26 protein-coding genes are annotated in these 25,746 nt (G+C 62.1%); 16 read left to right on the forward strand and 10 right to left on the reverse strand.

Annotation, left to right across the window (positions count from 1 at the left end; all coding sequences use genetic code 11):
* Positions 1-3: 3 nt before the first annotated feature.
* The 10 genes from E8E75_RS11065 (at position 4) to trpC (ending at position 10,111) form a co-directional block, all read left to right on the forward strand.
* Entirely contained in the window at positions 4-1,113 is a 1,110-nt protein-coding gene (locus E8E75_RS11065; protein ID WP_077520863.1) for an ABC transporter ATP-binding protein, read from the forward strand.
* 49 nt (positions 1,114-1,162) lie between these two features.
* Positions 1,163-2,194 (forward strand): ABC transporter substrate-binding protein, encoded by a 1,032-nt coding sequence (locus E8E75_RS11070; protein ID WP_120653307.1) that lies wholly within the window; start codon positions 1,163-1,165, stop codon positions 2,192-2,194.
* A gap of 112 nt (positions 2,195-2,306) precedes the next feature.
* Positions 2,307-3,554, forward strand: a complete 1,248-nt coding sequence (locus tag E8E75_RS11075) for an ABC transporter permease (RefSeq protein ID WP_153920448.1) — start codon at positions 2,307-2,309, stop codon at positions 3,552-3,554.
* A gap of 13 nt (positions 3,555-3,567) precedes the next feature.
* Positions 3,568-4,395 (forward strand): ABC transporter permease, encoded by an 828-nt coding sequence (locus E8E75_RS11080; protein ID WP_120653305.1) that lies wholly within the window; start codon positions 3,568-3,570, stop codon positions 4,393-4,395.
* A gap of 139 nt (positions 4,396-4,534) precedes the next feature.
* Positions 4,535-5,203, forward strand: a complete 669-nt coding sequence (gene rpe, locus E8E75_RS11085) for a ribulose-phosphate 3-epimerase (RefSeq protein ID WP_153920451.1) — start codon at positions 4,535-4,537, stop codon at positions 5,201-5,203.
* A 1-nt stretch (position 5,204) separates the two neighbouring features.
* Positions 5,205-6,044: a phosphoglycolate phosphatase gene (locus tag E8E75_RS11090; protein ID WP_120653303.1), complete on the forward strand. Its 840-nt coding sequence runs from the start codon at positions 5,205-5,207 to the stop codon at positions 6,042-6,044.
* Between the two features lie 93 nt (positions 6,045-6,137).
* Entirely contained in the window at positions 6,138-7,625 is a 1,488-nt protein-coding gene (gene trpE, locus E8E75_RS11095) for an anthranilate synthase component I (RefSeq protein ID WP_120655293.1), read from the forward strand.
* A gap of 10 nt (positions 7,626-7,635) precedes the next feature.
* On the forward strand, positions 7,636-8,229 hold the full coding sequence (locus tag E8E75_RS11100; RefSeq protein WP_120653302.1) for an aminodeoxychorismate/anthranilate synthase component II: 594 nt from the start codon (positions 7,636-7,638) through the stop codon (positions 8,227-8,229).
* Entirely contained in the window at positions 8,229-9,278 is a 1,050-nt protein-coding gene (gene trpD, locus E8E75_RS11105; protein WP_120653301.1) for an anthranilate phosphoribosyltransferase, read from the forward strand. Before E8E75_RS11100 ends, trpD begins: the two co-directional genes overlap by 1 nt.
* Positions 9,275-10,111 carry an indole-3-glycerol phosphate synthase TrpC gene (trpC, locus tag E8E75_RS11110; RefSeq protein WP_120653300.1) on the forward strand — a complete coding sequence of 279 codons (837 nt, stop codon included), beginning with the start codon at positions 9,275-9,277 and terminating at the stop codon, positions 10,109-10,111. The genes trpD and trpC overlap by 4 nt, the downstream gene beginning before the upstream one ends.
* 60 nt (positions 10,112-10,171) lie before the next feature.
* Here trpC and crp read toward each other — a convergent pair whose 3' ends face one another.
* Entirely contained in the window at positions 10,172-10,816 is a 645-nt protein-coding gene (gene crp / locus E8E75_RS11115) for a cAMP-activated global transcriptional regulator CRP (protein ID WP_028631060.1), read from the reverse strand.
* A gap of 226 nt (positions 10,817-11,042) precedes the next feature.
* Between crp and E8E75_RS11120 the strand changes: the two genes are divergently transcribed.
* On the forward strand, positions 11,043-11,468 hold the full coding sequence (locus tag E8E75_RS11120) for an OsmC family protein (protein ID WP_120653299.1): 426 nt from the start codon (positions 11,043-11,045) through the stop codon (positions 11,466-11,468).
* 251 nt (positions 11,469-11,719) lie between these two features.
* Positions 11,720-12,514, forward strand: a complete 795-nt coding sequence (gene speD, locus E8E75_RS11125; protein WP_120653298.1) for an adenosylmethionine decarboxylase — start codon at positions 11,720-11,722, stop codon at positions 12,512-12,514.
* A gap of 60 nt (positions 12,515-12,574) precedes the next feature.
* Here speD and coq7 read toward each other — a convergent pair whose 3' ends face one another.
* Together coq7 and E8E75_RS11135 are read right to left on the reverse strand one after the other, a co-directional pair.
* Entirely contained in the window at positions 12,575-13,222 is a 648-nt protein-coding gene (gene coq7 / locus E8E75_RS11130; RefSeq protein WP_120653297.1) for a 2-polyprenyl-3-methyl-6-methoxy-1,4-benzoquinone monooxygenase, read from the reverse strand.
* 84 nt (positions 13,223-13,306) lie between these two features.
* Positions 13,307-13,645, reverse strand: coding sequence for a histidine triad nucleotide-binding protein (locus E8E75_RS11135; protein WP_120653296.1), 339 nt, complete (start codon positions 13,643-13,645; stop codon positions 13,307-13,309).
* A 90-nt stretch (positions 13,646-13,735) separates the two neighbouring features.
* On the opposite strand from E8E75_RS11135, the gene E8E75_RS11140 reads away from it, so the two are divergent.
* Entirely contained in the window at positions 13,736-15,217 is a 1,482-nt protein-coding gene (locus E8E75_RS11140; RefSeq protein WP_120653295.1) for an AAA family ATPase, read from the forward strand.
* 6 nt (positions 15,218-15,223) lie between these two features.
* Here the strand turns inward: E8E75_RS11140 and E8E75_RS11145 are convergent, their stop codons facing one another.
* The 5 genes from E8E75_RS11145 to hemJ all read right to left on the reverse strand — a co-directional run bounded on the left by E8E75_RS11145 (position 15,224) and on the right by hemJ (position 19,870).
* Entirely contained in the window at positions 15,224-16,012 is a 789-nt protein-coding gene (locus E8E75_RS11145; RefSeq protein WP_120653294.1) for an SDR family oxidoreductase, read from the reverse strand.
* A 54-nt stretch (positions 16,013-16,066) separates the two neighbouring features.
* Entirely contained in the window at positions 16,067-17,110 is a 1,044-nt protein-coding gene (locus E8E75_RS11150; RefSeq protein WP_153920455.1) for a DUF805 domain-containing protein, read from the reverse strand.
* Between the two features lie 94 nt (positions 17,111-17,204).
* Positions 17,205-18,464: an alanine racemase gene (locus E8E75_RS11155; RefSeq protein WP_153920456.1), complete on the reverse strand. Its 1,260-nt coding sequence runs from the start codon at positions 18,462-18,464 to the stop codon at positions 17,205-17,207.
* A complete protein-coding gene (locus E8E75_RS11160) occupies positions 18,461-19,423 on the reverse strand; it encodes a nitronate monooxygenase family protein (RefSeq protein ID WP_120653291.1) in 963 nt (320 codons plus the stop codon). Before E8E75_RS11160 ends, E8E75_RS11155 begins: the two co-directional genes overlap by 4 nt.
* Positions 19,424-19,444: 21 nt before the next feature.
* Positions 19,445-19,870 (reverse strand): protoporphyrinogen oxidase HemJ, encoded by a 426-nt coding sequence (hemJ, locus tag E8E75_RS11165; protein WP_120653290.1) that lies wholly within the window; start codon positions 19,868-19,870, stop codon positions 19,445-19,447.
* Positions 19,871-20,004: 134 nt separating this feature from the next.
* On the opposite strand from hemJ, the gene argC reads away from it, so the two are divergent.
* Together argC and erpA are read left to right on the forward strand one after the other, a co-directional pair.
* Positions 20,005-21,039, forward strand: a complete 1,035-nt coding sequence (argC, locus tag E8E75_RS11170; protein ID WP_120653289.1) for an N-acetyl-gamma-glutamyl-phosphate reductase — start codon at positions 20,005-20,007, stop codon at positions 21,037-21,039.
* 151 nt (positions 21,040-21,190) lie between these two features.
* Complete coding sequence (gene erpA, locus E8E75_RS11175; protein ID WP_120653288.1) at positions 21,191-21,541, forward strand: iron-sulfur cluster insertion protein ErpA; 351 nt, start codon at positions 21,191-21,193, stop codon at positions 21,539-21,541.
* A gap of 57 nt (positions 21,542-21,598) precedes the next feature.
* Here erpA and E8E75_RS11180 read toward each other — a convergent pair whose 3' ends face one another.
* Together E8E75_RS11180 and E8E75_RS11185 are read right to left on the reverse strand one after the other, a co-directional pair.
* Positions 21,599-22,690, reverse strand: coding sequence for an anhydro-N-acetylmuramic acid kinase (locus tag E8E75_RS11180; protein ID WP_120653287.1), 1,092 nt, complete (start codon positions 22,688-22,690; stop codon positions 21,599-21,601).
* A 4-nt stretch (positions 22,691-22,694) separates the two neighbouring features.
* The gene (locus E8E75_RS11185; protein ID WP_120653286.1) at positions 22,695-24,134 is read right to left on the reverse strand and encodes a peptidoglycan DD-metalloendopeptidase family protein; all 1,440 of its coding nucleotides are present in this window, start codon (positions 24,132-24,134) and stop codon (positions 22,695-22,697) included.
* Positions 24,135-24,315: 181 nt separating this feature from the next.
* On the opposite strand from E8E75_RS11185, the gene tyrS reads away from it, so the two are divergent.
* Entirely contained in the window at positions 24,316-25,515 is a 1,200-nt protein-coding gene (tyrS, locus tag E8E75_RS11190) for a tyrosine--tRNA ligase (protein ID WP_153920459.1), read from the forward strand.
* Positions 25,516-25,746: the final 231 nt, after the last annotated feature.

Consider the following 25,746-nt stretch of genomic DNA (forward strand, 5'->3'; position numbering starts at 1 on the left):
GTTATGGCCGAGACACAAGGCAACGACATCCTGGTCAGCTTTCGCGGCGTGCAGAAGAGCTACGACGGCGAGACCCTGATCGTCAAAGACCTCAACCTGGATATTCGCAAAGGCGAATTCCTCACCCTGCTCGGGCCATCCGGCTCCGGCAAGACCACCAGCCTGATGATGCTCGCCGGGTTCGAAACCCCCACCAGCGGCGAGATTCTCCTGGCCGGTCGTTCCATCAACAACGTGCCTCCGCATAAGCGCGACATTGGCATGGTGTTCCAGAACTACGCGCTGTTCCCGCACATGACGGTGGCCGAGAACCTGGCCTTCCCGCTCTCTGTGCGCGGCATGAGCAAGACAGACGCCAGTGAGCGGGTCAAGCGCGCTCTCTCCATGGTCCAGCTGGATGCATTCCGCAATCGCTACCCCGGCCAGCTTTCCGGTGGCCAGCAGCAGCGTGTCGCCCTGGCCCGTGCTCTGGTGTTCGAGCCCCAGCTCGTGTTGATGGACGAGCCCCTCGGTGCACTGGATAAGCAGTTGCGTGAGCACATGCAGATGGAGATCAAGCACATCCATCAGCGCCTGGGCGTCACCGTGGTCTACGTGACCCACGACCAGGGCGAGGCGCTGACCATGTCCGACCGTGTGGCGGTATTCCACCAGGGCGAGATCCAGCAGATCGCTCCGCCGCGCGAGCTTTACGAACTGCCGAAGAACACCTTCGTGGCCAACTTCATCGGTGAGAACAATCGCCTGAACGGCCAGCTGGAAAGCCGCGACGGCGAACGTTGCGTCGTGCGCCTGGGCCGTGGTGAGAAGGTCGAGGCCCTGGCAATAAACGTCGGCCAGCCGGGCGAGCCGGTGACCCTGTCAATTCGTCCCGAGCGCGTGCGCATCAACGGTCACAGCGAGAGTTGCGTGAACCGTTTTTCCGGTCGCGTCGCCGAGTTCATCTACCTGGGCGACCACGTGCGTATCCGCATGGAGGTCTGTGGCAAGCCCGATTTCTTCGTCAAGCAACCTATTGCTGAGCTCGACCCCGCACTGGCGGTAGGCGATGTGGTGCCGCTCGGCTGGCAAGTGGAGCACGTCCGCGCACTGGACCCGCTTCTGGCGGAATGACGCGGCGGCGCCAAGGCATAAGCAACCCTGCACTGTGGAGAAAACAACAATGTCGAAATCCCTGAAACTTACCGCCATCGCCCTCGGGTTGGCCTGCGCCGCTCAGGCAATGGCCGCCGACCTGACCGTGGTGTCCTTTGGTGGAGCCAACAAGAATGCGCAGGTCAAGGCGTTCTACGAGCCCTACCAGCAGAGCACCGGCAACAAGATCATCGCAGGCGAGTACAACGGTGAAATGGCCAAGGTGAAGGCCATGGTCGACACCAACAGCGTTTCCTGGAACCTGGTGGAAGTGGAGTCGCCAGAGCTGTCCCGCGGCTGTGACGAAGGCCTGTTCGAAGAACTGGACGCTGCCCAGTTCGGCAAGGCTGAAGATTTCGTTCCCGGCGCCGTCCAGCCTTGCGGCGTCGGCTTCTTCGTCTGGTCCACCGTGCTGGCCTACAACGCCGACAAGCTGAAGTCCGCCCCCACCAGCTGGGCTGATTTCTGGGACGTGAAGAAATTCCCCGGCAAGCGCGGCCTGCGCAAGGGTGCCAAGTACACCTTGGAATTTGCCCTGATGGCCGATGGCGTCGCTCCCAAGGACGTCTACAGCGTGCTGGCCACCAAGGAAGGCCAGGATCGCGCGTTCAAGAAGCTCGACGAAATCAAGCCGAGCATCCAGTGGTGGGAAGCCGGCGCCCAGCCGCCGCAGTTCCTCGCCTCGGGTGACGTGGTCATGAGCTCGGCCTACAACGGCCGTATCGCTGCCGTGCAGAAGGAAAGCAACCTGAAGGTCGTATGGGCCGGCGGTATCTACGATTTCGACTCCTGGGCCATTCCGAAGGGTGCCAAGGATGCCGACAAGGCCAAGGAGTTCATCGCCTTCTCGGTCAAGCCCGAACAGCAGAAGATCTACTCCGAGAACATCGCCTATGGCCCGGCCAATACCCAGGCGGTGCCGTTGCTGGACAAGGGCCTGCTGAAGGACATGCCGACCACTCCGGAGAACATCAAGGATCAGGTCGCCATGGACGTCACCTTCTGGGCTGACTACGGCGAGCAGTTGGAGCAGCGCTTCAACTCCTGGGCGGCCAAGTAAGTCCGCCTGTATCGCCCCTCTCCCGATGGGAGAGGGGCGGGGGGTGAGGGGGGTTCCCTCACCCGGCCCCGGTGGGGCCTGAACCTAAATACCTGTTCCAACGGAGTTCGCCATGGCCACTGCAGTGCCCCTGAACGAGGTCGCCGGCCCCAGCCTCAAGCAGCGCCTCGCCCGAGCCGAGCGGATGAACCGCCTGAAGTCCCAGGCGCTGATCCTGCCGCTGCTGATTTTCCTCCTGCTGACCTTCCTGGTGCCCATCGGCGCGTTGCTTTACAAGAGCGTGAACAACCCGGAAGTGGTCGGCTCCATGCCGCGTACGGTCGAAGCCATTTCCAGCTGGGACGGCAAGGCGCTGCCCGCCGAGTCTGTGTACAAGGCCTTGGCCGAAGACCTCGCCGCGGCGCGCAAGAACCAGACAATCGGCGACCTCTCCAAGCGTCTGAACATGGAACTGGCCGGCTACCGCAGCCTGATGGCCAAGACCGCCCGCGCCCTGCCGTTCAAGGCTGAGCCAGCTTCCTACAAGGACGCGCTGGAAAGCCTGGACGAGCGCTGGGGCGACCCTGCGTACTGGCAGGCGATTCGCCGCAACGCCAGCCACCTGACCCCCTATTATCTGCTGGCCGCCCTCGACCATCGCATCGATGATCTGGGAGAGCTGGCCCCGGCTACCCCGGACCAGGCCATCTATCTGGATATCTTTGTCCGCACTTTCTGGATGGGCGCGGTCATCACCGTGATCTGCCTGCTGCTGGCCTATCCGTTGGCCTACCTGCTGGCCAATTTGCCGACGCGCAAGAGCAACCTGTTGATGATCCTGGTGCTGCTGCCGTTCTGGACCTCCATTCTGGTGCGTGTGGCAGCGTGGATCGTGCTGTTGCAGTCCGGCGGTCTGATCAACGGAGCGCTGCTCAAACTGGGTCTGATCGACCAGCCGTTGCAACTGGTGTTCAACCGCACCGGCGTCTACATCGCCATGGTGCACATCATGCTGCCGTTCATGATCCTGCCGATCTACAGCGTGATGAAGGGCATTTCCCCGAGCTACATGCGGGCGGCGATCTCCCTTGGCTGCCACCCCTTCGCCAGCTTCTGGAAGGTGTACTTCCCGCAGACCGTGGCCGGCGTTGGCGCCGGGTGCCTGCTGGTGTTCATCCTGTCCATTGGCTACTACATCACACCGGCACTGCTGGGTAGCCCGAACGACCAGATGGTCAGCTACTTCGTCGCCTTCTTCACCAACACCACCATCAACTGGGGCATGGCCACGGCCCTGGGCGGCATGCTGCTGTTCGCCACCCTGATCCTCTATGTGGTCTACAGCTGGCTTGTCGGCGCTGGCCGTCTGCGTCTGGGTTGAGGAGAACAAGAAAATGCTGAGTCCCTACATGTCTCCGGTCGAGCGCCTGTGGTTCTACACGCTGCGTGGCCTTTGCGGCCTGGTGCTGCTGTTCCTGATCCTGCCGGTGCTGGTGATCATCCCGCTGTCGTTCAATTCCGGCACCTTCCTTGTGTACCCGCTGCAGGGCTTTTCCCTGCGCTGGTACGCCGACTTCTTCAACTCGGCGGAGTGGATGCGCTCTTTGACCAACAGCATGATCGTTGCCCCGGCAGCGACCGTACTGGCGATGGTCTTCGGTACGCTGGCGTCCATTGGCCTGACCCGTGGCGAATTTCGCGGCAAGGCACTGGTGATGAGCCTGCTGATTTCGCCAATGGTGGTTCCAGTGGTGATCATCGGTGTGGCCAGTTACCTGTTCTTCGCCCCGTTGGGCCTGGGTAACAGCTACCTGTCGCTGATACTGGTGCACGCGGTGCTCGGCGTGCCGTTCGTGATCATCACGGTGTCGGCGACCTTGCAGGGCTTCAACTACAACCTGGTGCGTGCCGCCGCCAGCCTGGGCGCACCGCCGCTGACCGCGTTCTTCAAGGTGACCCTGCCGCTGATCGCACCGGGAGTGATCTCGGGGGCGCTGTTCGCCTTCGCCACCTCCTTCGACGAAGTGGTGGTGACCCTGTTCCTCGCCGGCCCCGAGCAGGCGACCCTGCCGCGGCAGATGTTCAGTGGCATACGCGAGAACCTCAGCCCCACCATCGCCGCCGCTGCAACCCTGCTGATCGGCTTCTCCATTGCGCTGCTGCTGGTGCTGGAGTGGCTGCGCGGCCGCAGCGAGCGCATGCGCACATCCATGCCGGAGTAAACGTCTTTAACCTTCACCTGTCCGCGTCCCCGTCGCGGGCAGGTGCTTTTCCGCCCCGCCTCAGTCATCGGTCGAATCCCCGCGCGCCATCCATCCCGGCTACAATTCGCGCCACCGTGATTCTGCCCTGAGGTCAGCCATGCAGCCTTTCGCCATCGCACCGTCGATTCTTTCCGCCGATTTCGCCCGCTTGGGTGAGGAAGTGGAGAACGTTCTCGCCGCCGGCGCCGACATCGTTCACTTCGACGTGATGGACAACCACTACGTGCCCAACCTGACCATCGGCCCCATGGTCTGTTCGGCGTTGCGCAAGTACGGCATCACTGCGCCCATCGATGCGCACCTGATGGTCAAGCCGGTGGACCGCATCATTGGCGACTTCATTGAAGCCGGCGCCACCTATATCACCTTCCACCCGGAAGCCTCCGAGCACATCGACCGCTCCCTGCAACTGATCCGCGACGGCGGTGCGAAGGCCGGCCTGGTGTTCAACCCGGCCACTCCGCTGGACGTGCTGAAGTACGTGATGGACAAGGTCGACATGATCCTGCTGATGAGCGTCAACCCTGGCTTCGGTGGGCAGAAGTTCATTCCCGGCACCCTCGACAAGCTTCGCGAGGCCCGCGCCCTGATCGATGCCTCAGGTCGCGACATCCGCCTGGAGATCGACGGCGGCGTCAACGTCAAGAACATCCGCGAGATAGCCGCTGCGGGCGCCGATACCTTCGTCGCCGGTTCGGCCATCTTCAATACGCCGGATTACGCCGAAGTCATTGCCGCCATGCGCGCCGAGCTGGCCCAGGTCTGATATGGGCACGTTGCACCGGCTGTTCGATGGGCGTCTGCCACGCCTGGTGATGTTCGACCTGGACGGTACCCTGGTGGATTCGGTGCCGGACCTCGCGGCCGCCATTGATCGCATGCTGGTCGCCTTGGGGCGCCCAGTGGCTGGCGTCGAGCAGGTCCGCGAATGGGTTGGCAACGGCGCCCGGGTGCTGGTACGCCGTGCCTTGGCCGGCGGCCTCGACCATTCCTCCGTGCATGACAGCGACGCCGAACGCGGCCTGGAGCTGTTCATGGAGGCCTACGCCGACAGCCATGCGCTGACCACTGTCTATCCCGGTGTGGCAGAAACCCTGAAGTGGCTGAAGAAGAAGGGCGTGGAGCTGGCGCTGATCACCAACAAGCCCGAGCGTTTCGTTGCACCCTTGCTGGACGAGATGAAGCTGGGCCGATATTTCCCGCTGATCATAGCTGGCGACACCCTGCCGCAACAGAAGCCTGACCCGGCCGCGTTGCTCCATGTGATGCACATGACTGGCGTCAGCCGCGGCGAGGCCTTGTTCGTCGGTGATTCGCGCAATGACGTGCTCGCTGCCAAGGCCGCCGGGGTCAAATGCGTGGCCCTGAGCTACGGTTACAACCACGGCCGGCCCATCGCCGAAGAGGAGCCGGCGCTGGTGGTGGATGACCTGCGTGAGCTGCTTCCCGGCGGTTGCGCCGCCCACGGCGCTGCGCTAATGTCGCCGAACTCCTCCGACAATCCGCCTCAACGAGACAGACACGTGGTGGTTCCCTGCAAGCATTGGCTCGAACGAGCCGGAATGAAGATCATCAAGGCCGTCGCCCGTTGGCGCTGGCGCGCCTAATTCATTCTGGCCGGATACTCCGGCGCGCTTTCACACCGACGTCTTTTTCTCCAGGAACCCCTCAAAGGGGTTCCCCGCCCCATGAGGCTGATCATGACCCGCGAAGAATTCCTGCGTTTGGCCGCCGAAGGCTATAACCGCATTCCGCTTGCGTTCGAAACCCTGGCGGATTTCGATACCCCCCTTTCCCTCTACCTGAAGCTCGCTGATACCCCGTACTCCTACCTGCTGGAGTCCGTGCAGGGCGGCGAGAAATGGGGCCGTTACTCCATCATCGGCCTGCAGAGCCGCACTGTACTGCGCGCCCACGGCCCGAAAGTCAGCGTCAGCGTCGATGATGTCGAAGTTGAGTCCCACGATTGCGAAGACCCGCTGGCCTTCGTCGAAGCGTTCAAAGAACGCTATCAGGTGGCGCCCATCGCTGGCCTTCCGCGTTTCAACGGCGGCCTGGTCGGCTACTTCGGTTACGACTGCGTGCGCTACGTAGAAAAGCGTTTGGCCAATTGCCCGAATCCCGATCCGCTGGGCACTCCGGACATCCTGCTGATGGTTTCGGACGCTGTGATCGTGTTCGACAACCTCGCTGGCAAGCTGCACGCCATCGTCCTGGTCGATCCGACTCAGCCCGAGGCCTACGAGAAGGGCCAGGCGCGCTTGGTCGAACTGCGTCAGAAACTGCGCCAGCCGGTAGTGCCGCGCCTGGGCGTGGACCCCAGCCTGCCTGTCGGGGGTGAGCCGGACTTCCGCTCCAGCTTCACCCGTGAGGACTACGAGCAGGCGGTGCGTGAGATCAAGGAGTACATCCTGGCCGGTGACTGCATGCAGGTGGTGATATCCCAGCGCATGTCGATTCCCTTCCAGGCCGCTCCCATCGATCTGTACCGCGCCTTGCGCTGCTTCAACCCAACGCCTTACATGTACTTCTTCAACTTCGGTGACTTCCACGTAGTGGGCAGTTCGCCGGAAGTGCTGGTGCGCGTCGAGGATGGCCTGGTCACCGTGCGCCCGATTGCCGGCACTCGCCCGCGCGGCGCGACCGAGGAAACCGACCGCGCCCTGGAAGAAGACCTGCTCTCCGATGCCAAGGAGTTGGCCGAGCACCTGATGCTGATCGACCTCGGCCGCAATGACGTCGGCCGCGTTGCCAGCACGGGCAGCGTCAAGGTCACCGAGAAGATGGTGATCGAGCGTTACTCCAACGTGATGCACATCGTTTCCAACGTCACCGGCCAGCTCAAGGAAGGCATCTCCGCAATGGAAGCCCTGCGCGCCATCCTGCCGGCCGGCACGCTTTCCGGCGCACCGAAGATCCGCGCCATGGAGATCATCGACGACCTCGAACCGGTCAAACGTGGCGTCTACGGTGGTGCCGTGGGATACCTGGCCTGGAACGGCAATATGGACACTGCCATCGCGATCCGCACGGCGGTCATCAAGGACGGCGAGCTGCACGTGCAGGCCGGCGCCGGCATCGTCGCCGACTCAGTCCCGGCACTGGAATGGGAAGAGACGCTGAACAAGCGCCGCGCCATGTTCCGTGCCGTGGCTCTCGCCGAACAGACCGCCAAGACCGACGCCTGAGGATTGCACCATGCTGCTGATGATCGACAACTACGATTCCTTTACCTACAACGTGGTGCAGTACCTCGGTGAGTTGGGCGCGGACGTGCATGTGATCCGTAACGACGAGCTCTCCATCGCCGAGATTGAAGCGCTGAACCCGGAACGCATCGTGGTCTCTCCCGGCCCCTGCACGCCCAACGAAGCGGGCGTGTCGCTGGAGGTGATCCGCCACTTCGCCGGCAAGCTGCCGATTCTCGGCGTCTGCCTGGGTCACCAGAGCATCGGTCAGGCTTTCGGCGGCGATGTGGTGCGCGCGCGCCAGGCCATGCATGGCAAGACCAGCCCGGTGTTCCACAAGGACCAGGGCGTCTTCCAAGGCCTGAACCACCCACTGACCGTCACCCGCTACCACTCCCTGGTGGTGAAGCTGGAAACCCTGCCCGGCGAGCTGGAAGTCACCGCCTGGACCCAGCATGCCGATGGCACCGTCGACGAGATCATGGGGCTGCGTCACAAAACGCTGAATATCGAGGGTGTGCAGTTCCATCCGGAGTCCATCCTTACCGAACAGGGCCATGAACTTCTGGCCAACTTCCTCAAGCAGACCGGCGGAGTGCGCTGATGGACATCAAGGAAGCCCTGAACCGGGTGGTCAACCAGCTGGACCTGACCATCGAAGAAATGCAGGACGTGATGCGCCTGATCATGACCGGCCAGTGCACTGATGCGCAGATCGGCGCCTTCCTCATGGGGATGCGCATGAAGAGCGAGACCATCGAGGAAATCGTTGGTGCGGTCTCGGTGATGCGTGAGCTGGCGACACGAGTCGAGCTTTCCAGCCTCAAGCACGTGGTGGATGTGGTCGGTACCGGCGGTGATGGCGCCAACATCTTCAACGTTTCGTCCGCCGCCACCTTCGTGGTCGCCGCTGCGGGCGGCAAGGTTGCCAAGCACGGTAACCGAGCGGTTTCCGGCAAAACCGGCAGCGCCGACGTGCTGGAAGCCGCTGGCATCTATCTCGACCTCAATCCCGAACAAGTCGCCCGTTGCATCGAGAGCATCGGCGTCGGCTTCATGTTTGCCCAGGCTCATCACAAGGCCATGAAATACGCTGCCGGCCCACGTCGTGAGCTGGGTCTGCGCACCCTGTTCAACATGCTTGGCCCGCTTACGAATCCGGCCGGTGTGAAGCACCAGGTCGTGGGCGTGTTCAGCCAGACGCTGTGCCGTCCGCTGGCCGAGGTGCTCAAGCGCCTGGGCAGCGATCACATTCTGGTCGTGCATTCGCGCGATGGTCTGGACGAGGTGAGCCTCGCCGCGCCGACCCATGTCGCAGAGCTGAAGAACGGCGAAGTGACCGAGTACCAGATCCAGCCCGAGGACTTCGGCATCAAGAGCCAAAGCCTGATCGGTCTGACTGTTGGCAGCCCACAGGAATCCCTTGAACTGATCCGCGATGCCCTGGGCAGGCGCAAGACCGAAAATGGCCAGAAGGCCGGCGACATGATCGTGTTGAATGCCGGTGCGGCCCTCTATGCTGCAGACCTGGCCTCCAGCCTGAAGGAAGGTGTGCGTCTGGCGCAGGACGCTCTGCACACCGGCCTCGCCCGCGAGAAGCTGGACGAGCTGGCCTCCTTTACCGCGGTGTTCCGAGTGGAGAATGAAGCGTGAGCATCCCAACCGTTCTTGAGAAGATCCTGGCGCGCAAGGCTGAGGAAGTGGCCGAGCGCCGTGCCCGCGTTTCCCTGTCCGAGGTCGAGGCGCTGGCTCGCTCTGCCGACGTACCTCGTGGTTTCGCCCGCGCGCTGCTGGAACGGGCCGAGCGCCACGAGCCGGCAGTGATTGCCGAAGTGAAGAAAGCCTCGCCCAGCAAGGGCGTGCTGCGCGAGGACTTCAACCCTGCGCAGATCGCCAGGAGCTACGAGGCTGGCGGTGCAGCCTGCCTGTCGGTCCTGACCGACGTGGACTTCTTCCAGGGCGCCGATGCGTACTTGCAGGAGGCTCGTGCCGCCTGCTCCCTGCCGGTGATCCGCAAGGACTTCATGATCGACCCGTACCAGGTGGTCGAAGCTCGCGCTATCGGCGCGGACTGCATCCTGTTGATCGTCTCCGCGCTGGACGACGTACGCATGAAGGAACTGGCCGCCACCGCCAAGGATGTCGGCCTCGACGTGCTGGTGGAAGTGCATGACGGTGAAGAGCTGGATCGCGCGTTGAACTGCCTGGATACCCCGCTCGTGGGCATCAACAACCGCAACCTGCACACCTTCGAGGTCAGCCTGGAAAACACCCTCGATCTGTTGCCACGTATTCCACGTGATCGCCTGGTCATTACCGAGAGTGGCATTCTCAACCGCGCCGACGTAGAGCTGATGGAAGTCAGCGGCGTCTATGCGTTCCTGGTAGGCGAAGCGTTCATGCGCGCCGAAGAGCCGGGCGTCGAACTGGGCCGCCTGTTCTTCCCCGATCGCAACCGCGTGGTGGCGGGAATCGATCCGGATTGATCCGGTTCGGTCCTCCAGAAATGAAAAAGCCGGCTTGCGCCGGCTTTTTCGTTGGGGGCTTCAGCGCGTGCCGAAGACCACCATCGTCTTACCCTTCACGTGCACCAGGCCCTGTTCTTCAAGGCTCTTGAGTACGCGGCCGACCATCTCGCGGGAGCAGCCAACGATCCGGCCGATTTCCTGGCGGGTGATCTTGATCTGCATACCGTCCGGATGGGTCATGGCATCGGGCTGCTTGCACAGGTCGAGCAGGGTGCGCGCAACACGGCCGGTGACATCGAGGAAGGCCAGGTCGCCCACTTTGCGGGTGGTATTGCGCAGGCGGTCAGCCATCTGGCTGCCCAGTGCGTAGAGGATTTCCGGGTCCTGCTGGGTGAGCTCGCGGAACTTGGCGTAGCTCAGTTCAGCCACTTCGCATTCCGTCTTGGCTCGAACCCAGGCGCTGCGCTCCTTCTCCGCCCCTTCCTTTTCGAACAGCCCCATCTCGCCGAAGAAGTCGCCGGCATTAAGGTAGGCGATGATCATTTCGCGCCCATCGTCGTCCTCGATCAGGATGGTGACGGAGCCTTTGATGATGAAGAAGAGGGTTTCGCAACGATCACCTGCATAGATGATGGTGCTCTTGGCCGTGTAACGGCGGCGGTGACAATGCGCGAGTATTTTGTCCAGGCTCTTTATTTTTGGTGTAAGGGTAATTGCGACCATGCCCGAGTCCCGAAAAAGAGAAGGTAAGCCTTTGTCCAACAGGCAATTTTCTAATAGTTGTCCGGCCAAGTGTGCCAGTAATCCGGCGCCAGCTTAACAGAGGTCCCTGATTCGACAATGTGATTTTGCGACGCATCTAACACCTGCTCAGGAACTATTTGCGGGCCGGCGGGGAAAAGGCGCTGTGATAAGCTACCGCACCTTTTTCCGAGCGGAGTTTCAGGCGATGAAAGCACGCATCCAATGGGCAGGCGAAGCCCTGTTCCTTGGCGAATCCGGCAGCGGCCATGTCGTAGTGATGGACGGTCCACCCGAGTCCGGTGGTCGCAACCTGGGCGTGCGTCCCATGGAAATGTTGTTGCTTGGCCTGGGCGGCTGCACCAACTTTGACGTGGTGAGCATCCTGAAGAAGTCCCGCCAGCCCGTGGAAAGCTGTGAAGCTTTTCTTGAGGCCGAGCGCGCCAGCGAAGACCCCAAGGTATTCACCAGAATCCACGTGCATTTCGTGGTGAAAGGGCGCGGCCTCAAAGAGGCCCAGGTCAAGCGCGCGGTGGAGCTGTCCGCCGAGAAGTACTGCTCGGCCTCGATCATGCTTGGCCGTGCCGGCGTCGAGATCACCCACGATTACGAGATCGTCGAACTCGGCGCGTGATTTCCAATTAGCCGACGGCCGGATGGCGCAGGACATCCGGCCATCATATTTGCGCGGCAAACTCTGGCAGACGGCGCCCGTCGTCTGCATAATTCGCCCCCTTCCAATTTCCGGGGCATCGGGCTCCGAACCTACGACCACAATCGCCAACGCGAAGAGGTGTAAACCGTCCTACGCAGAAGTGTCGTGCGCTTCTGACGGGCATGCTCAACCACGCGGCAGAGCCGCATATGCACAGAGAGCTCTCAACGGTGAAAAGCAAACTCAAGCTCCACGGGTTCAACAACCTGACAAAGACCTTGAGCTTCAACATCTATGACATCTGCTACGCGGAAACCCCCGAGGACCAGCAGGCCTACGTCCAGTACATCGACGAAGAGTACGATGCCGAACGCCTGACCCAGATCCTCACCGACGTAGTCGACATCATCGGTGCCAATATCCTCAATATTGCCCGCCAGGATTACGATCCCCAGGGCGCGAGTGTGACCATCCTGATCTCCGAGCAGCCGGTGACCCCCACCGACAGCCAGATCGAGGAATCTCCTGGCCCGCTGCCGGAGACCATCCTGGCCCACCTCGACAAGAGCCACATCACCGTTCACACCTATCCGGAAATCCATCCGGTGTCGGGTATCGCAACCTTCCGGGTGGACATCGATGTTTCCACGTGCGGCGTTATCTCACCGCTGAAGGCGCTCAACTACCTGATTCACCAGTTCGACTCGGATATCGTCACCGTGGACTATCGCGTGCGCGGGTTCACCCGTGACGTGGAAGGCAAGAAGCACTTCATCGACCACGAGATCAACTCGATCCAGAACTACCTCTCCGACGACACCCAGGACGCCTATCAGATGACGGACGTCAACGTGTACCAGGAGAACATGTTCCACACGAAGATGCTGCTCAAGGACTTCGAACTGGACAACTACCTGTTTGGTGACGCCACCAACAACCTGACGCCTGAACAGCGAAAGGAAGTCGAGGAGCGCGTGCGCCACGAAATGCTGGAAATCTTCTACGCGCGGAACATGCCTCACTGATGTAGTTTCGCAGTGGAAACGAAAAGGGCGCCTGGTGGCGCCCTTTTTCATGTGCGGGTTTCAGACCCGGTAGGTGCTCTTGGTCATGACCTTCGACAGCAGCGTCATGCCGAACTTCACTGGGGCGGGGAAGCGCAGGCCGCCAGCTTCCAGGGCGCTGGTGGCGTGTTGCTCTTCGTCGGTACGCATCTGCTCGAGGATGGCTCGCGACTTGGCATCATCGGCAGGCAACTGCGCCAGGTGTTCGTCGAGGTGCTTGCATACCTGGTCTTCAGTCGCTGCGACGAAACCCAGGCTGACCCGGTCGCTGATCAGGCCGGCCACGGCGCCGACGCCGAAGGACAGTCCATAGAAGATCGGGTTGAGGACGCTAGGGCGGCTGCCGAGCTCGCGGATGCGCTGTTCGCACCAGGCCAGGTGGTCGATCTCTTCCTCGGCCGCATGTTCCATGGCTTCGCGCACTTCCGGCAGCTTGGCGGTCAGCGCCTGGCCCTGATAGAGCGCTTGCGCGCAGACCTCGCCGGTGTGGTTGATGCGCATCAGTCCGGCGATATGGCGAGCGTCCTCAGGTTTGAGTTCGGCATCGGCCTGGCCTTCGGCAGGGGAGGGTCGGAATGGCTGGCCGGTAAACGGCAGCAGCGTGCGCAGCGCGGCATCGGCCTGCAGCAGCAGACGGTCGGCGGGGGAATAGGAACGTTCGCTGGCCATGCGGCACCTCCGTGGAATATCGGTGGGCATTCTACCGCAAGGGGATGACCGAGGCTTGACCGGTATCAGGCCCCGGCCGATGGGTCAGCCCGGCGGCCAGTGCATCTGGCGCTGGCCGAGGACATGCATGTGGATGTGGTAGACGGTCTGGCCGCCTTGCTCATTGCAGTTCATCACCAGGCGGAAGCCCTCATCGCAGCCTTGTTCGGCAGCGAGGCGCTGGGCGGTATAGGCAATGTGGCCGACCAGTGCCTTGTCACCTTCAGTGAGTTCGGTGAGGGTGCGGATGTGCTTCTTCGGGATCACCAGGAAGTGCACGGGGGCCTGCGGCGCAATGTCGTGAAAGGCGACGACCTGGTCATCTTCATAGAGCTTGCGCGCGGGAATTTCTCCGGCGGCGATTTTGCAGAACAGACAGTCCACGGGAATTCTCCGGCCTGTTATAAGAGGTCCCGAGTTTAACGGTGAGCGATTGCCCCGGCCAGCGCTGGCCGATGCCCACAAGGAGCCCCTGTGAAGAACGATATCCACGACCTCGGCCTGGTACTGGACTCACGCGTGAAGCTGATCCTGATCGAGTCATGGGACGAGCGCCGGGTGCTGGAAACGCTCACCAGCCTTGCGGTCAAACGTGGGCTCGGACTCTTCACCTGGGCCATCAGCGAAGGGCTGCAGCGCCTGGGTTTTGGAGGCGAAGTCCTGGGCGAGGGTGATAGCCGCGAGCCGGAAACGGCGCTCAAGCTGATCAAGGCCGATCCGCAACCGAACCTCTATGTGATGTGCGACCTGCACCCGTTCCTCAGTGACAACCCCAAGGTGGTGCGCCTGCTCAAGGAGGTGGCCATGGCGGAGGGTAATCACAAGCCGACGCTGGTGCTGGTTTCTCACGCGCTGAAGTTGCCGCCGGAGGTGCAACGCTATGCCGCCCGTTTCGATCTGGCGCTGCCCAATGAAGACGAGCTGCTGAGCATCGTTCGGGAAGAGGCGTCGCGCTGGAGCGAGCGCAATCGGGGCGCGCGGGTCCGGACGGACAACCGCACCCTGCAGCAGGTGGTGAAGAACCTGCGCGGCATGAGCCACGGAGAAGCGCGCGCGTTGGCGCGCAACGTGATCTGTGACGACGGTGCCATCACCCAGGAAGACTTGCCGGAGCTGAATAAGGCCAAGTTCCAGTTGCTGGATCTGGAAGGCGTACTCAGCTTCGAATACGAGACCGCCCGGTTCGCCGAAGTGGGCGGATTGGCCAACCTCAAGCGTTGGTTGGCCGAGCGCCAGGCTGCGGTGCTGGACGAAAAGGCGGTGGACCGGCCGAAGGGTGTCCTGTTGGTCGGCGTACAAGGCGGCGGCAAGAGCCTGGCGGCCAAGGCCGTTGCCGGCCTCTGGGGCTTGCCACTGCTACGCCTGGACTTTGCCTGCCTGTACAACAAGTTCTTCGGCGAGACCGAACGCAACCTGCGCGAGGCCTTGAAGCTCGCCGAGCAGATGGCGCCCTGCGTGTTGTGGATGGATGAGGTAGAGAAGGGGCTGGCCAGCGGTGACCATGACGGTGGCGTGAGCCAGCGCGTGTTGGGGACCCTGCTGACCTGGATGGCCGAGCGCAAGGCGCCGGTGTTCATGGTCGCAACCGCCAACGCGATTGATCGCCTGCCACCGGAGTTGCTGCGCAAGGGACGTTTCGACGAGCTGTTTTTCGTCGACCTGCCGCAGCCCGAGGTTCGTTCCGAGATATTCCGCATTCACCTCGTTCGCCGCGAACTGGACCCGGCGCAGTTCGACCTGCATCAGCTGGTCGCCGCCAGCGATGGTTTCTCGGGCGCCGAGATCGAGCAGGCGGTGGTGGGGATGCTCTATGCGTCGCAGGCCCAGCAATGCCCGGCCGACCAGACCCTGCTGCTATGTGAACTCAAGGGGACGGCGCCGCTTTCGGTGCTGATGGCCGAGCAGTTGGCAAACTTGCGCGCGTGGGCGGATGGGCGTTGCGTAAAGGCTGATTGAGCCTGTTCAGGGCTGGGCGAAGCGGCGAATGATCCGGCCCAGTAGGCGGCGTACCAGCCAGCGTGGTGCCAATCGCGGGAGCTGCGCTGCAAGCCGGTTTCGCCAGCCAGGAATGATGATCGCGCGGTTCTTTTCCAGTGCACGTACAGCGAACAGTGCCAGTTCTTCTGGGCTCATCATCAGCTTGCTGCCCTCAAGCTTCCCGACTTCCAAGTGGGCGCCGCGGAAGAAGGCAGTGCGGGTGGGGCCGGGGCACAGAACCGAGACTTTCACGCCGCGCGGTCGCAATTCCTCACGCAGACCTTCTGAGAAGCTCAGCACGTAGGCCTTGCTGGCGTAGTAGTTGCTCATCCAGGGGCCGGGCTGGAAGCCCGCTACTGAGGCAACATTGAGGATCTGTCCGCCGCCCTGCCGCGCCATCAGACCGCCGATGCCGTGGCAGAGCCGCGCGAGCGCGAGGATGTTCAGTTCGATCAGTTCCTGCTCACGGCCCCAGTCCTGGTCGACGAATGTCCCGGAAGAACCTATGCCGGCATTGTTCACCAGCAGGTCGATTTCCCGTTCGCCCTGCTCCAGGTCCATCAGCAGGCCGGATACGTGAAGGGGTTCGGCGAGGTCGCAGTAGCGGAACAGCACTTCCACACCGAAGCGCTGGGTCAGTTCGCAGGCGATGCTTTCGAGCGCGTCCCGATTCCGGGAGACCAGCAAAAGGCGACGGCCCCGTCGCGCCAGTGCCTCGGCCAGAGCCAGGCCAATACCGCTGGAGGCGCCGGTGATCAGGGCATAACGAGGCATCTGGGGTTCTCCATAACAGGGCCGGGTTGGACAACGCCGGCCCCGGGAGGTTGCTTACTCTGCGGACTCGCCTTCGAGGGCGGGCGCATCGCCCGGCTGCTCGAAGCTTGCGGCGTCGCCCATCTGGGTGCGCATCAGATAGTCCTGGTAAGCCGGTAACGAAATGGCGGCGACTATACCGATAACCGGTACCAAAATAATCAGCCATGCCAGCACTTTTACCCCTCGGCTGTTGGGCGGCGGCGGTGGGCCATAGCGGTTGGGGCCGTCTGTACCTGGCATGAACAGCATGATCAGGGCGAACACACTGCCTATGATCGGGACGAAGTTCAGCAGCCAGAGCCAGCCGGACCAGCCGATATCGTGGAGGCGCTGCACACCGATGCACACGCTGACCACCACCAGAGCAAGGCAGGCCACTAGGGTCAGTAGCGCCGCCAGTGCGTCGGAGAGTGCAAAGCTGCCGAGGATCACCCCTCCAATCGGCAGGAACGCCAGCATCAGCGCCATGCTCCAGCCCAGATAGCGCACCCGGCCGATCCGGCCGCTGGTGCCGAGGACCTTCAGTTCCCCGAACTCTGGCAGTTGCTCGCCGACCTGTGCTCTGGGTGGCGCGTAGGGGGAGGTCGTTTCGCTACTGATGACGGATGGCTTTACCTGCGGCGCCTCTTCTGTCAGTTGCGCCTGGCGCGCCAGGTACTTGTCGATGATGATCCCACAGGCCTGACACTCGGCTGCCTTGGCCTGCTCGTGGCCGCACTTGGGACAGTTCATGGTGTCAGTGCCAGTGCTGGTTTCTGCAGCAGCGGCTGCGGTGACCGGGGCAGGGTGATCTTCCGTGGCCACCAGGCTCAGGCCGGCTGCAATGTCTTGCTCCTTGCGCACCATCGCGCCGGCTCGCTGCAATGCGGTGAGGTACTTATCCGCCTCGGCTTCCACCAGATCGCGCTTGAGCGCGACGCTGCGGCCGCCGAACAGGCTGTCGATCTTGCTGGCATCGCTCTTGAACAGACGGGCGAGGTTTTCCTTGACGGTCTCCAGCGCCACACCGGGCATGGGCTCACCGTCGAAGACGATTTTGAAGCGGGCTTCGGTCATGCGGGCATCCTTGTCAGCGACAGAAAGAATGATGGCACAGCGTAATTGCGCGCTGGCCCACGGCACAAGCGGCCTGGCGCACAAAAAGTGGGGCTCAGGCCAGGCTCAGCGGGTTCCAGCGGCCGACCAGGTTGCCACGGCGCAGCAGGCGCAAGTCAGCGAACTCGCCAAGGGTTCCTTCGGATTGGGTGGGGCGCAGAAATACCCAGTCGTCCACGGCAAGCCCCGTGCTCCGGGACCCAATCAGGCGTTCCTGGTTGGCGCTGCGGCCATAGAGGCTGTCGTAGCCCAACCCTGCGGGGGAGACCGGCTCTGCCTGCCAGTTGCCGCCGTAGAGGTAATGAGCGCGCTGGCGATTAGGGTTCCAGCCCTGCAGCAGGCCCTGAACGTTGTCCAGATAGGGCAGGGTGCCATCGAGCACCTTTAGCACAGGGCTGGCTATCCATAGGGCCGCCTGGTGTTCCCGGAGTAATTCGCTGTCAAAGGCGGCGGGCTTGAGCAGGGCGGAACCCACAGCGACCTCGCTCAGGGGCCCGTTGCCAGCGACGTGTAGTGGGTAGGTCTGGCTACCGCCGCCATTCAGCAGGGGGTCCTGTGGCCAGATCGGGAATGTGCGGGCCACCTGGATGAATGCCTGGTAGCGCGCATTACTTTCTCTCAGGGCCCGTTCCTTGCCGATCCAGAATGGCGCGTGGGCGACCTGAGCGTCATATCCCATAAGCCCGCGCAGTTTCAATGGAGACGCAGACGCCGTCATTTGCGAAAGGACGTTGGCCAGTGCGTCGGGTGAAGAGAGCCCACCGCGCGCGAGACCGATGTCGATCTCCAGCGCAACCTGCAGCGATTGGCCAAGCGCACGGCTCAACTCGGTGTATTCCTGCAAGCGCTGGGCGCTGTCCACGAGCCAGGTGACCTGATTGCTCGGGTCGAAACCGAGGTGACGGGGCAACTGCTGGTAGAAGGCCAGGGCTGCGGCGGTGGGTAAGGGTTTGCCCAGCAGCAGGTCGGCGGAGGGGAAGAGGCGAGCCAACTGGTTCAGCTGCGGCTGGTGGAAAACCATGAAGCGCGTGCAGTTCAGGCGGCGTGCCAGGTAATCGAGCAGTCCGCCGGACGCCAAAGACTTTGCCACCAGGCGCAATTGGCGCGAACCCAGCCTGGCGGCGAGCAAATCGGCGTTGGCATCCAGGCGATCAAGGTCGATGACCATTTGCGGGACGCCGCCACCGTCTTCGCGAAACAGTTGGTTAAGGCGTGTGAAGTAGGCGTCGTGGGGGCGGCCATGATCAGTCGGGCGCGCCGCCCAGATGCCAAGCGCGCCAAGCGCGCCAATACCGAGCAGAGTTCGTCGCCTCATCGTGCCCAGCGTTGGCCCAGTTGCACGGACTTGTCGCGGGCCGCGCGGTATTCCTGGTCGAGTCGGGCGATGAGTTCGTCCACGGTCGGCAAGTCGCGGATGTTGCCGACGCCTTGGCCGGCGGACCACACGGTCTTCCAGGCCTTGGCTTCATCGCTGACCGGTTTCAGCTTCTCGCCGTAGTCGACACTGCCCTTGTCGGCGAGGCGTTTCATGTCGTAGCCGGCTGCCTCCAGGCTCTGGCGCATGAAGCTGGCCGGCACGCCGGAGACGGCTGGCGTATGAATGATGTCGGCGGCTCGGGCGTCGAGGATCATCTGCTTGTAGCGAGTTTCGGCGTCGCTTTGCTGGGTGGCGATGAAACGGGTGCCGAGATAGGCCAGATCGGCGCCGAGCATCTGGGCCGCGAAGATTTCGTGGCCGTGGTTGAGGCAACCGGCGAGCAGCAGCGTCTTGTCGAAGAACTGGCGAATCTCGGCGACCAGGGCGAAGGGACTCCAGGTGCCGGCATGGCCACCGGCGCCGGCGGCAACCGCGATCAAACCGTCCACGCCCGCCTCGGCGGCCTTCTCCGCGTGGCGGCGGGTGGTCACGTCGTGGAATACCAGACCGCCGTAGCTATGCACGGCGTCTACCACTTCCTTCACCGCTCCCAGGCTGGTGATGACGATCGGGACGCGCTTTTCCACGCAGATCGCGAGGTCCGCCTGCAGACGCGGGTTGCTGTGATGGACGATCAGGTTCACCGCGTAGGGGGCCGCATCCGTCCCCAGCGACGCTTCGATCTCATCGAGCCAGGCGCGGAAGCCGCTGCTCTCGCGCTGGTTGAGCGCGGGAAAGCTGCCGACGATGCCGTTGTTGCAGCAGGCCAGGACCAGCTTGGGGTTGGAAACCAGAAACATCGGCGCAGCTACGACCGGCAAGCGCAGGCGTTGTTCGAGCAGGGCGGGCAGGGGCATCTGGCATTCCTCTTGTCAGGGTCAGAAGGGCTTGACCACCACCAGGATGACGATGGCGATCAGGAACAGCACTGGGACTTCGTTGAACCAGCGAAAGAACACATGGCCGCGGCGGTTTTCTCCGCGCGCGAAGCGCTTGAGCAGGGAGCCGCAGGCGTGGTGATAGCCAATCAGCAGGATGACCAGGGTGAGCTTGGCGTGCAGCCAGCCCTGGCTCAGCCAGGCCGGATTGAGATAGAGCATCCAGATGCCGAACACCAGCGTGGCGATCATCGAGGGGCCCATGATGCCGCGGTACAGCTTGCGCTCCATGATCTTGAAGCGTTCGCGGCTGGGCTCGTCCTCGGCCATGGCGTGGTAGACGAAGAGGCGTGGCAGGTAGAAAAGGCCGGCGAACCAGCAGACGATGGCGATGATGTGCAGGGCCTTGAGCCACAGATAGAGCATGGGGACGGTTTCCATCAGACAGATTGCCCGGATAGTAGAGGCTTGAGCGGCCGCACGTCACCTCGGCGGTTGGCCCCTGGCCGATGCGGCCTTATCATCGGCAGCTTTCCAATCGGTTCTTTGAGGGGCAAGTGATGGTCAAGGTCGGAATCGTCGGCGGCACGGGCTATACCGGTGTCGAACTGCTGCGTCTGCTGGCTCAGCATCCGCAAGCGGAGGTCGCGGTAATCACCTCGCGATCCGAGGCTGGGGTGAAGGTCGCCGATATGTACCCGAACCTGCGCGGCCACTACGACAACCTCTCGTTCAGCGTGCCCGATGTGGCTACCTTGGGCGGCTGCGACGTGGTCTTCTTCGCTACGCCGCACGGCGTTGCCCACGCGCTGGCCGGCGAACTGCTGGACGCCGGTACCCGCGTGATCGACCTTTCCGCTGACTTCCGACTGCAGGATGCTGAAGAATGGGCCAAGTGGTACGGTCAGCCCCACGGAGCGCCCACCCTGCTGCCGGAAGCCGTTTACGGCCTGCCGGAAGTGAACCGTGAAGCGATCAAGGGCGCGCGCCTGATCGCAGTCCCTGGCTGCTATCCGACCGCCACTCAGCTTGGCTTCATTCCGCTGTTGGAAGCTGGCCTTGCCGACACCACGCAACTGATCGCTGACTGCAAGTCCGGCGTCAGCGGCGCTGGCCGTGGCGCGAAGGTGGGCTCGCTTTTCTGCGAGGCGGGCGAGAGCATGATGGCTTACTCGGTTAAAGGGCATCGTCACCTGCCGGAAATCAGCCAGGGTCTGCGTCGCGCTGCCGGTGGTCCGGTCGGCCTGACCTTCGTTCCACACCTGACGCCGATGATTCGTGGTATTCACGCCACCCTGTACGCAAACGTCGCGGACAAGAGCGTCGACCTGCAGGCCCTGTTCGAAAAGCGCTATGCCAGCGAACCCTTCGTCGATGTGATGCCGGCGGGCAGCCATCCGGAAACCCGCAGCGTCCGTGGTGCCAACGTTTGCCGGATCGCGGTTCACCGTCCTCAGGGCGGCGACCTGGTGGTGGTGCTCTCGGTGATCGACAACCTGGTCAAAGGGGCGTCCGGCCAGGCGGTACAGAACCTCAATATCATGTTCGGCCTCGAGGAGCGCCTGGGCCTGTCCCACGCTGCTCTGCTGCCCTGATGGGGCGCGACGCCGGCAATTGCACGGTCGGCGTCGCACTCCGATCCATAGAGTGGGTCGAATCGCTTAATAGTTGACCAGTTTTGTAGGGTAAGCGGATAATGCCTCGCCTTAGCGCAGTATGGCGGCGTCAAGCCGGGAGAGTTGCAGCATGAGCGTCGAAACCTTCACCCCTTCAGCCCTGATGTTCACCGAGAGCGCGGCCAGCAAGGTGAAGAACCTGGTCGATGAAGAGGGCAACCCGCGCCTGAAACTCCGTGTGTTCGTCACCGGTGGCGGCTGCTCGGGCTTCCAGTACGGTTTCACCTTTGATGAAGACGTGTCTGACGATGACACCATTGTCGAGCGCGATGGCGTGAGCCTTGTGGTAGACCCGATGAGCTTCCAGTATCTGGCCGGTGCCGAAGTGGACTATCAGGAAGGCCTCGAGGGTTCGCGCTTCGTGATCAAGAACCCGAATGCCACCACCACCTGCGGCTGCGGTTCGTCCTTCTCGATCTGATTCGAGTCCGAATACAACAAACGCCGTGCCTTTGGGCACGGCGTTTTTGTTTGTGGATCAGGCAGGGTAGATTGCGCCAAGGATGCGCAGGCCCCTGGCGCCGGTAACGCTGGGGCGATTGGTGGGAATCCCTTCGAGGCAGCAGTGTGCGAGCCAGGCAAAGGCCATGGCTTCGACCCAGTCCGGGTCCACGCCGAGATCTGCTGTACTGCGGACCTGAGCGCCGGGTAGCAGGGCGGCGAGCCGTAGCATCAGTTGGCGGTTGTGCGCTCCACCACCACAGACCAGGAGGTCATCGGTCTTCGGCTGCGCGGCGCGCAGCGCATCGATGATGCTTCGCGCGGTGAGTTCGAGCAAGGTAGCCTGCACATCCTCGGGTTTGAATTTCGGGAGGCGCGCCAGGTGTGACTGGAGCCAGCTGAGATTGAACAGCTCGCGTCCCGTGCTCTTCGGGCCGCGCGTGGTGAAGAAGGCATCACCGGAGAGGGTTTCCAGCAGGCGTTGTTGCAGGGTGCCGGTTGCTGCCCAGTCACCATTGCGGTCGAAGCTTTCGCCCCGCTGGAGATGGATCCAGGCGTCCAGTAGAACGTTGCCGGGACCGCAATCGAATCCATGTACCGCTTTACCCGGATCGATGAGACTGAGGTTGCTGAAGCCACCGACGTTAAGCACGGCGCGGTGGTTGTCGGCATCTCCGAACAGCGACTCGTGGAATGCCGGCACGAGCGGCGCGCCCTGGCCCCCGGCGGCGACATCGCGCCGGCGGAAATCGCCTACTACGGTGATGCCGGTCAACTCAGCAAGCAGGGCTGGATTGCCGATCTGCACGGTGAATCCGCGTGCGGGCTCGTGACGCACTGTCTGGCCATGGCTGCCGATGGCGCGAATGTCCTTGGCGCCCAGGTTGTTGCGAACCAGTAGTGCGTTGATCCCGGAAGCCGCCAGTTCTACCCAGCCATTCTCCGCTAGGGCCGCGCGGGCCAGTTCGTCCGGGCCAGAAGCGCAGAGTGCCAACAGCTCGCTGCGTAGCGAGCTGGGCATGGGAATGTAGTGGGTGTCGAGGAGGGTAATGCGATCGGTCTGTTCGACCAGGGCGATGTCCAGGCCATCAAGGCTGGTCCCGGACATCACTCCCAGATAGCGCGGCATCTGATCAGCGCTTGTTCATGGCCAGCATGCTGGCCTTTTCCTGGTCCATGCGCGCCATCAGCGGCTGGGTCATCTGCATGAAGCGCTTCTTCTCGCTGGCCATCAATGGGTCGGCCATCGGCAGCTTCACACCCAGCGGATCGACGTGCACGCCGTTAACCTGGAACTCGTAGTGCAGGTGCGGGCCGGTGGAGAGACCGGTAGTGCCCACGTATCCGATGATCTGGCCTTGCTTCACGCTACCGCCAGTGCGAATACCCTTGGCGAAACCTTGCATGTGGCCGTACAAAGTCTTGTACTTGCTGCCGTGCTGGATGATCACCGCATTACCGTAGCCACCACGACGGCCAGCCAGGACGATTTTGCCGTCACCGGTGGCCTTGATCGGGGTGCCACGAGGTGCTGCGTAGTCGACGCCTTTGTGGGCGCGGATCTTGTTCAGGATCGGATGTCGGCGGCCGTTGGAGAAGCGCGAGCTGATGCGCGCGAAGTCTACCGGAGTGCGGATGAAGGCCTTGCGCATTGCAGTGCCATCACCACGCAGATAGCTGGCGTTGCCTTGCTTGTCGACGTAGCGGACTGCAGAGAAGGTCTTGCCACGGTTGATAAAGCGCGCGGCGAGGATTTCACCGCTACCGACTTTCTTGCCCTCGACCACCTTTTCTTCGTAGATCATCTCGAACTCGTCGCCTTCGCGAATGTCGAGCGCGAAGTCGATGTCGTAGCCGAAGATGTTAGCCAGATCCATGGTCAGGTCATGGGACAGGCCGGCACGCTTGGCGGACAGGAACAGGGAGCTGTCGATGACGCCGCGGGCATAAGCCGAGCGGAGCTCCGGCTTGATCAGGTCACGTTTGAAGGCGTAACCCTTGGATGTCTTTTCAAGGTGAACGCTTTCGAGGCCGCTCAGCTTGGTGCTGATCTTCTCGAGCTCACCATTGGGGGCCAGCTTGAACTCGAAGCTCTGGCCAACCTTCAGGCGGCTGAGCTGCTTCGCATCCTTGCTGCTGCTCAGGACGTCATGCATGACGTTTGCGGACAGGCCAACCTTGGCAAACACCGTGGACAAAGTGTCGCCGTTGCCCACGGTCACAGCTTTGAGGCTGGGATCAACAGGCGTCTTGATGGTAGCGAGGTCGGTAGCTACTTCTTTCTTCTTGTCCGCGTCTTTTCCGGCGCTGTTCTGGTTCTCGGCTGGGTTCTCGATCTTGGCAAACGGCGAGATACCCTCATCCCCGGCTGCGGGAGCTTGTCGGAGATCGTCCTTCTCCTGGATCACCATCTCCGAGCCGTTTTCCAGCTCCAGATTGATGTAGGTCTTCTTCGCCTCGACTTCGCGGGACGGGAACACCAGCAGGGCCAGGCTGAGCAGCGCAGCCACACCGCTTGCAGCCAGCAAGTGGCTCTTCGGGTACGGCGGCGCTTTAGGTACTGAATGCGTCATGGCGTGTGGTGTTTTTTGGAATATGAACTAACTGCCTAAAATATAATCAAAATCCGCCCTAGGCAACCTTGGATTGGTGCCTTCCGCTGACTGGCATGGGGCTGGGCGCAAAACTTGTAATTAGTTCGCGATCTTGTATGGTTGGTTCCCCTTTGTCTATCCACGGTCTATGAGTCCTGTCATGAAGTCGGTTGAAGAGCAGCTGGCGCTGATCAAGCGCGGTGCGGAAGAGGTCCTGGTCGAGTCCGAGCTGGTCGAAAAGCTCAAGCGTGGCCAGCCGCTGCGCATCAAGGCGGGCTTCGATCCGACTGCTCCTGATCTTCACTTGGGGCACACCGTCCTTATTAATAAGCTGCGCCAGTTCCAGGAGCTGGGACACCAGGTGATTTTCCTGATTGGCGACTTCACAGGGATGATTGGCGACCCCAGCGGCAAGAGCGCTACCCGTCCGCCTCTGACTCGCGAGCAGGTCCTGGACAATGCCGAGACCTACAAGGCTCAGGTGTTCAAGATCCTCGATCCGGCCAAGACCGAGGTGGCCTTCAACTCCACCTGGATGGACCAGCTGAGCCCGGCAGACTTCATTCGCCTTGCATCGCAGTACACCGTTGCGCGCATGCTTGAGCGCGATGACTTCAGCAAGCGCTACAGCACCAATCAACCTATCGCGATTCACGAGTTCCTCTATCCGCTCGTGCAGGGCTACGACTCGGTCGCGCTGAGGGCGGATGTCGAGCTGGGTGGTACTGATCAGAAATTCAATCTGCTGATGGGGCGTGAATTGCAGCGTGCCTATGGGCAGGAATCCCAGTGCATCCTCACCATGCCGTTGCTGGAAGGCCTGGATGGTGTGAAGAAGATGTCGAAGTCTCTGGGTAACTATGTAGGTATCCAGGAAGCGCCGGGGATCATGTACAACAAGCTGGTTTCAATACCGGATCAGCTGATGTGGCGCTACTTCGAGCTGCTGAGCTTCCGCTCCATGGAAGAGCTCGAGCAGTTCAAGCGTGATATCGAGGTGGGTGCCAATCCGCGTGACATCAAGATCAAGCTTGCTGAAGAGATTGTGGCTCGCTTCCATGGCGAAGAAGCCGCTGCTACCGCTCACCGTTCTGCGGGCAACCGTATGAAAGAGGGCGAGCTGCCGGTCGATCTGCCGGAAGTCCAGCTGACTGCTACCGAGGATATGCCCATCGCTTCTGTCCTTAATAAGGCGGGCCTGGTCAAGAATGCCGCAGTGGCTCGTGATCTGCTCGGTGCTGGTGGTGTGCGCGTGGATGGCGAGGTGGTGGATCGTGCCTACGTCTTCAAGCTAGGTGCGACCCATGTGCTACAGGCCGGTAAGAAATCCTTTGCTCGCGTATCCCTGGCGGTCGAGTAAAAAGATTTCAGGAAAGGTGTTGACGGCAGATTCTGCATCCCTATAATGCGCACCTCTCCCAGCGACGAAGCAGCGGAAAGGCTTGAAAATCAAGCACTTAGCTGTAGTTAGGCGCAGGGAGAGGTGATCGGCAGGCGGTGGTAGTGCTTGTCGCTTCGGTCTTCCGAGAGGTCGGCCAGAAGATGATCGCCGAGGTGTTGACAGCGACTTTCAACGCTGTAGAATGCGCCT

Source organism: Pseudomonas sp. BN606 (assembly GCF_029873115.1).
Taxonomy (GTDB): Bacteria; Pseudomonadota; Gammaproteobacteria; order Pseudomonadales; family Pseudomonadaceae; genus Metapseudomonas.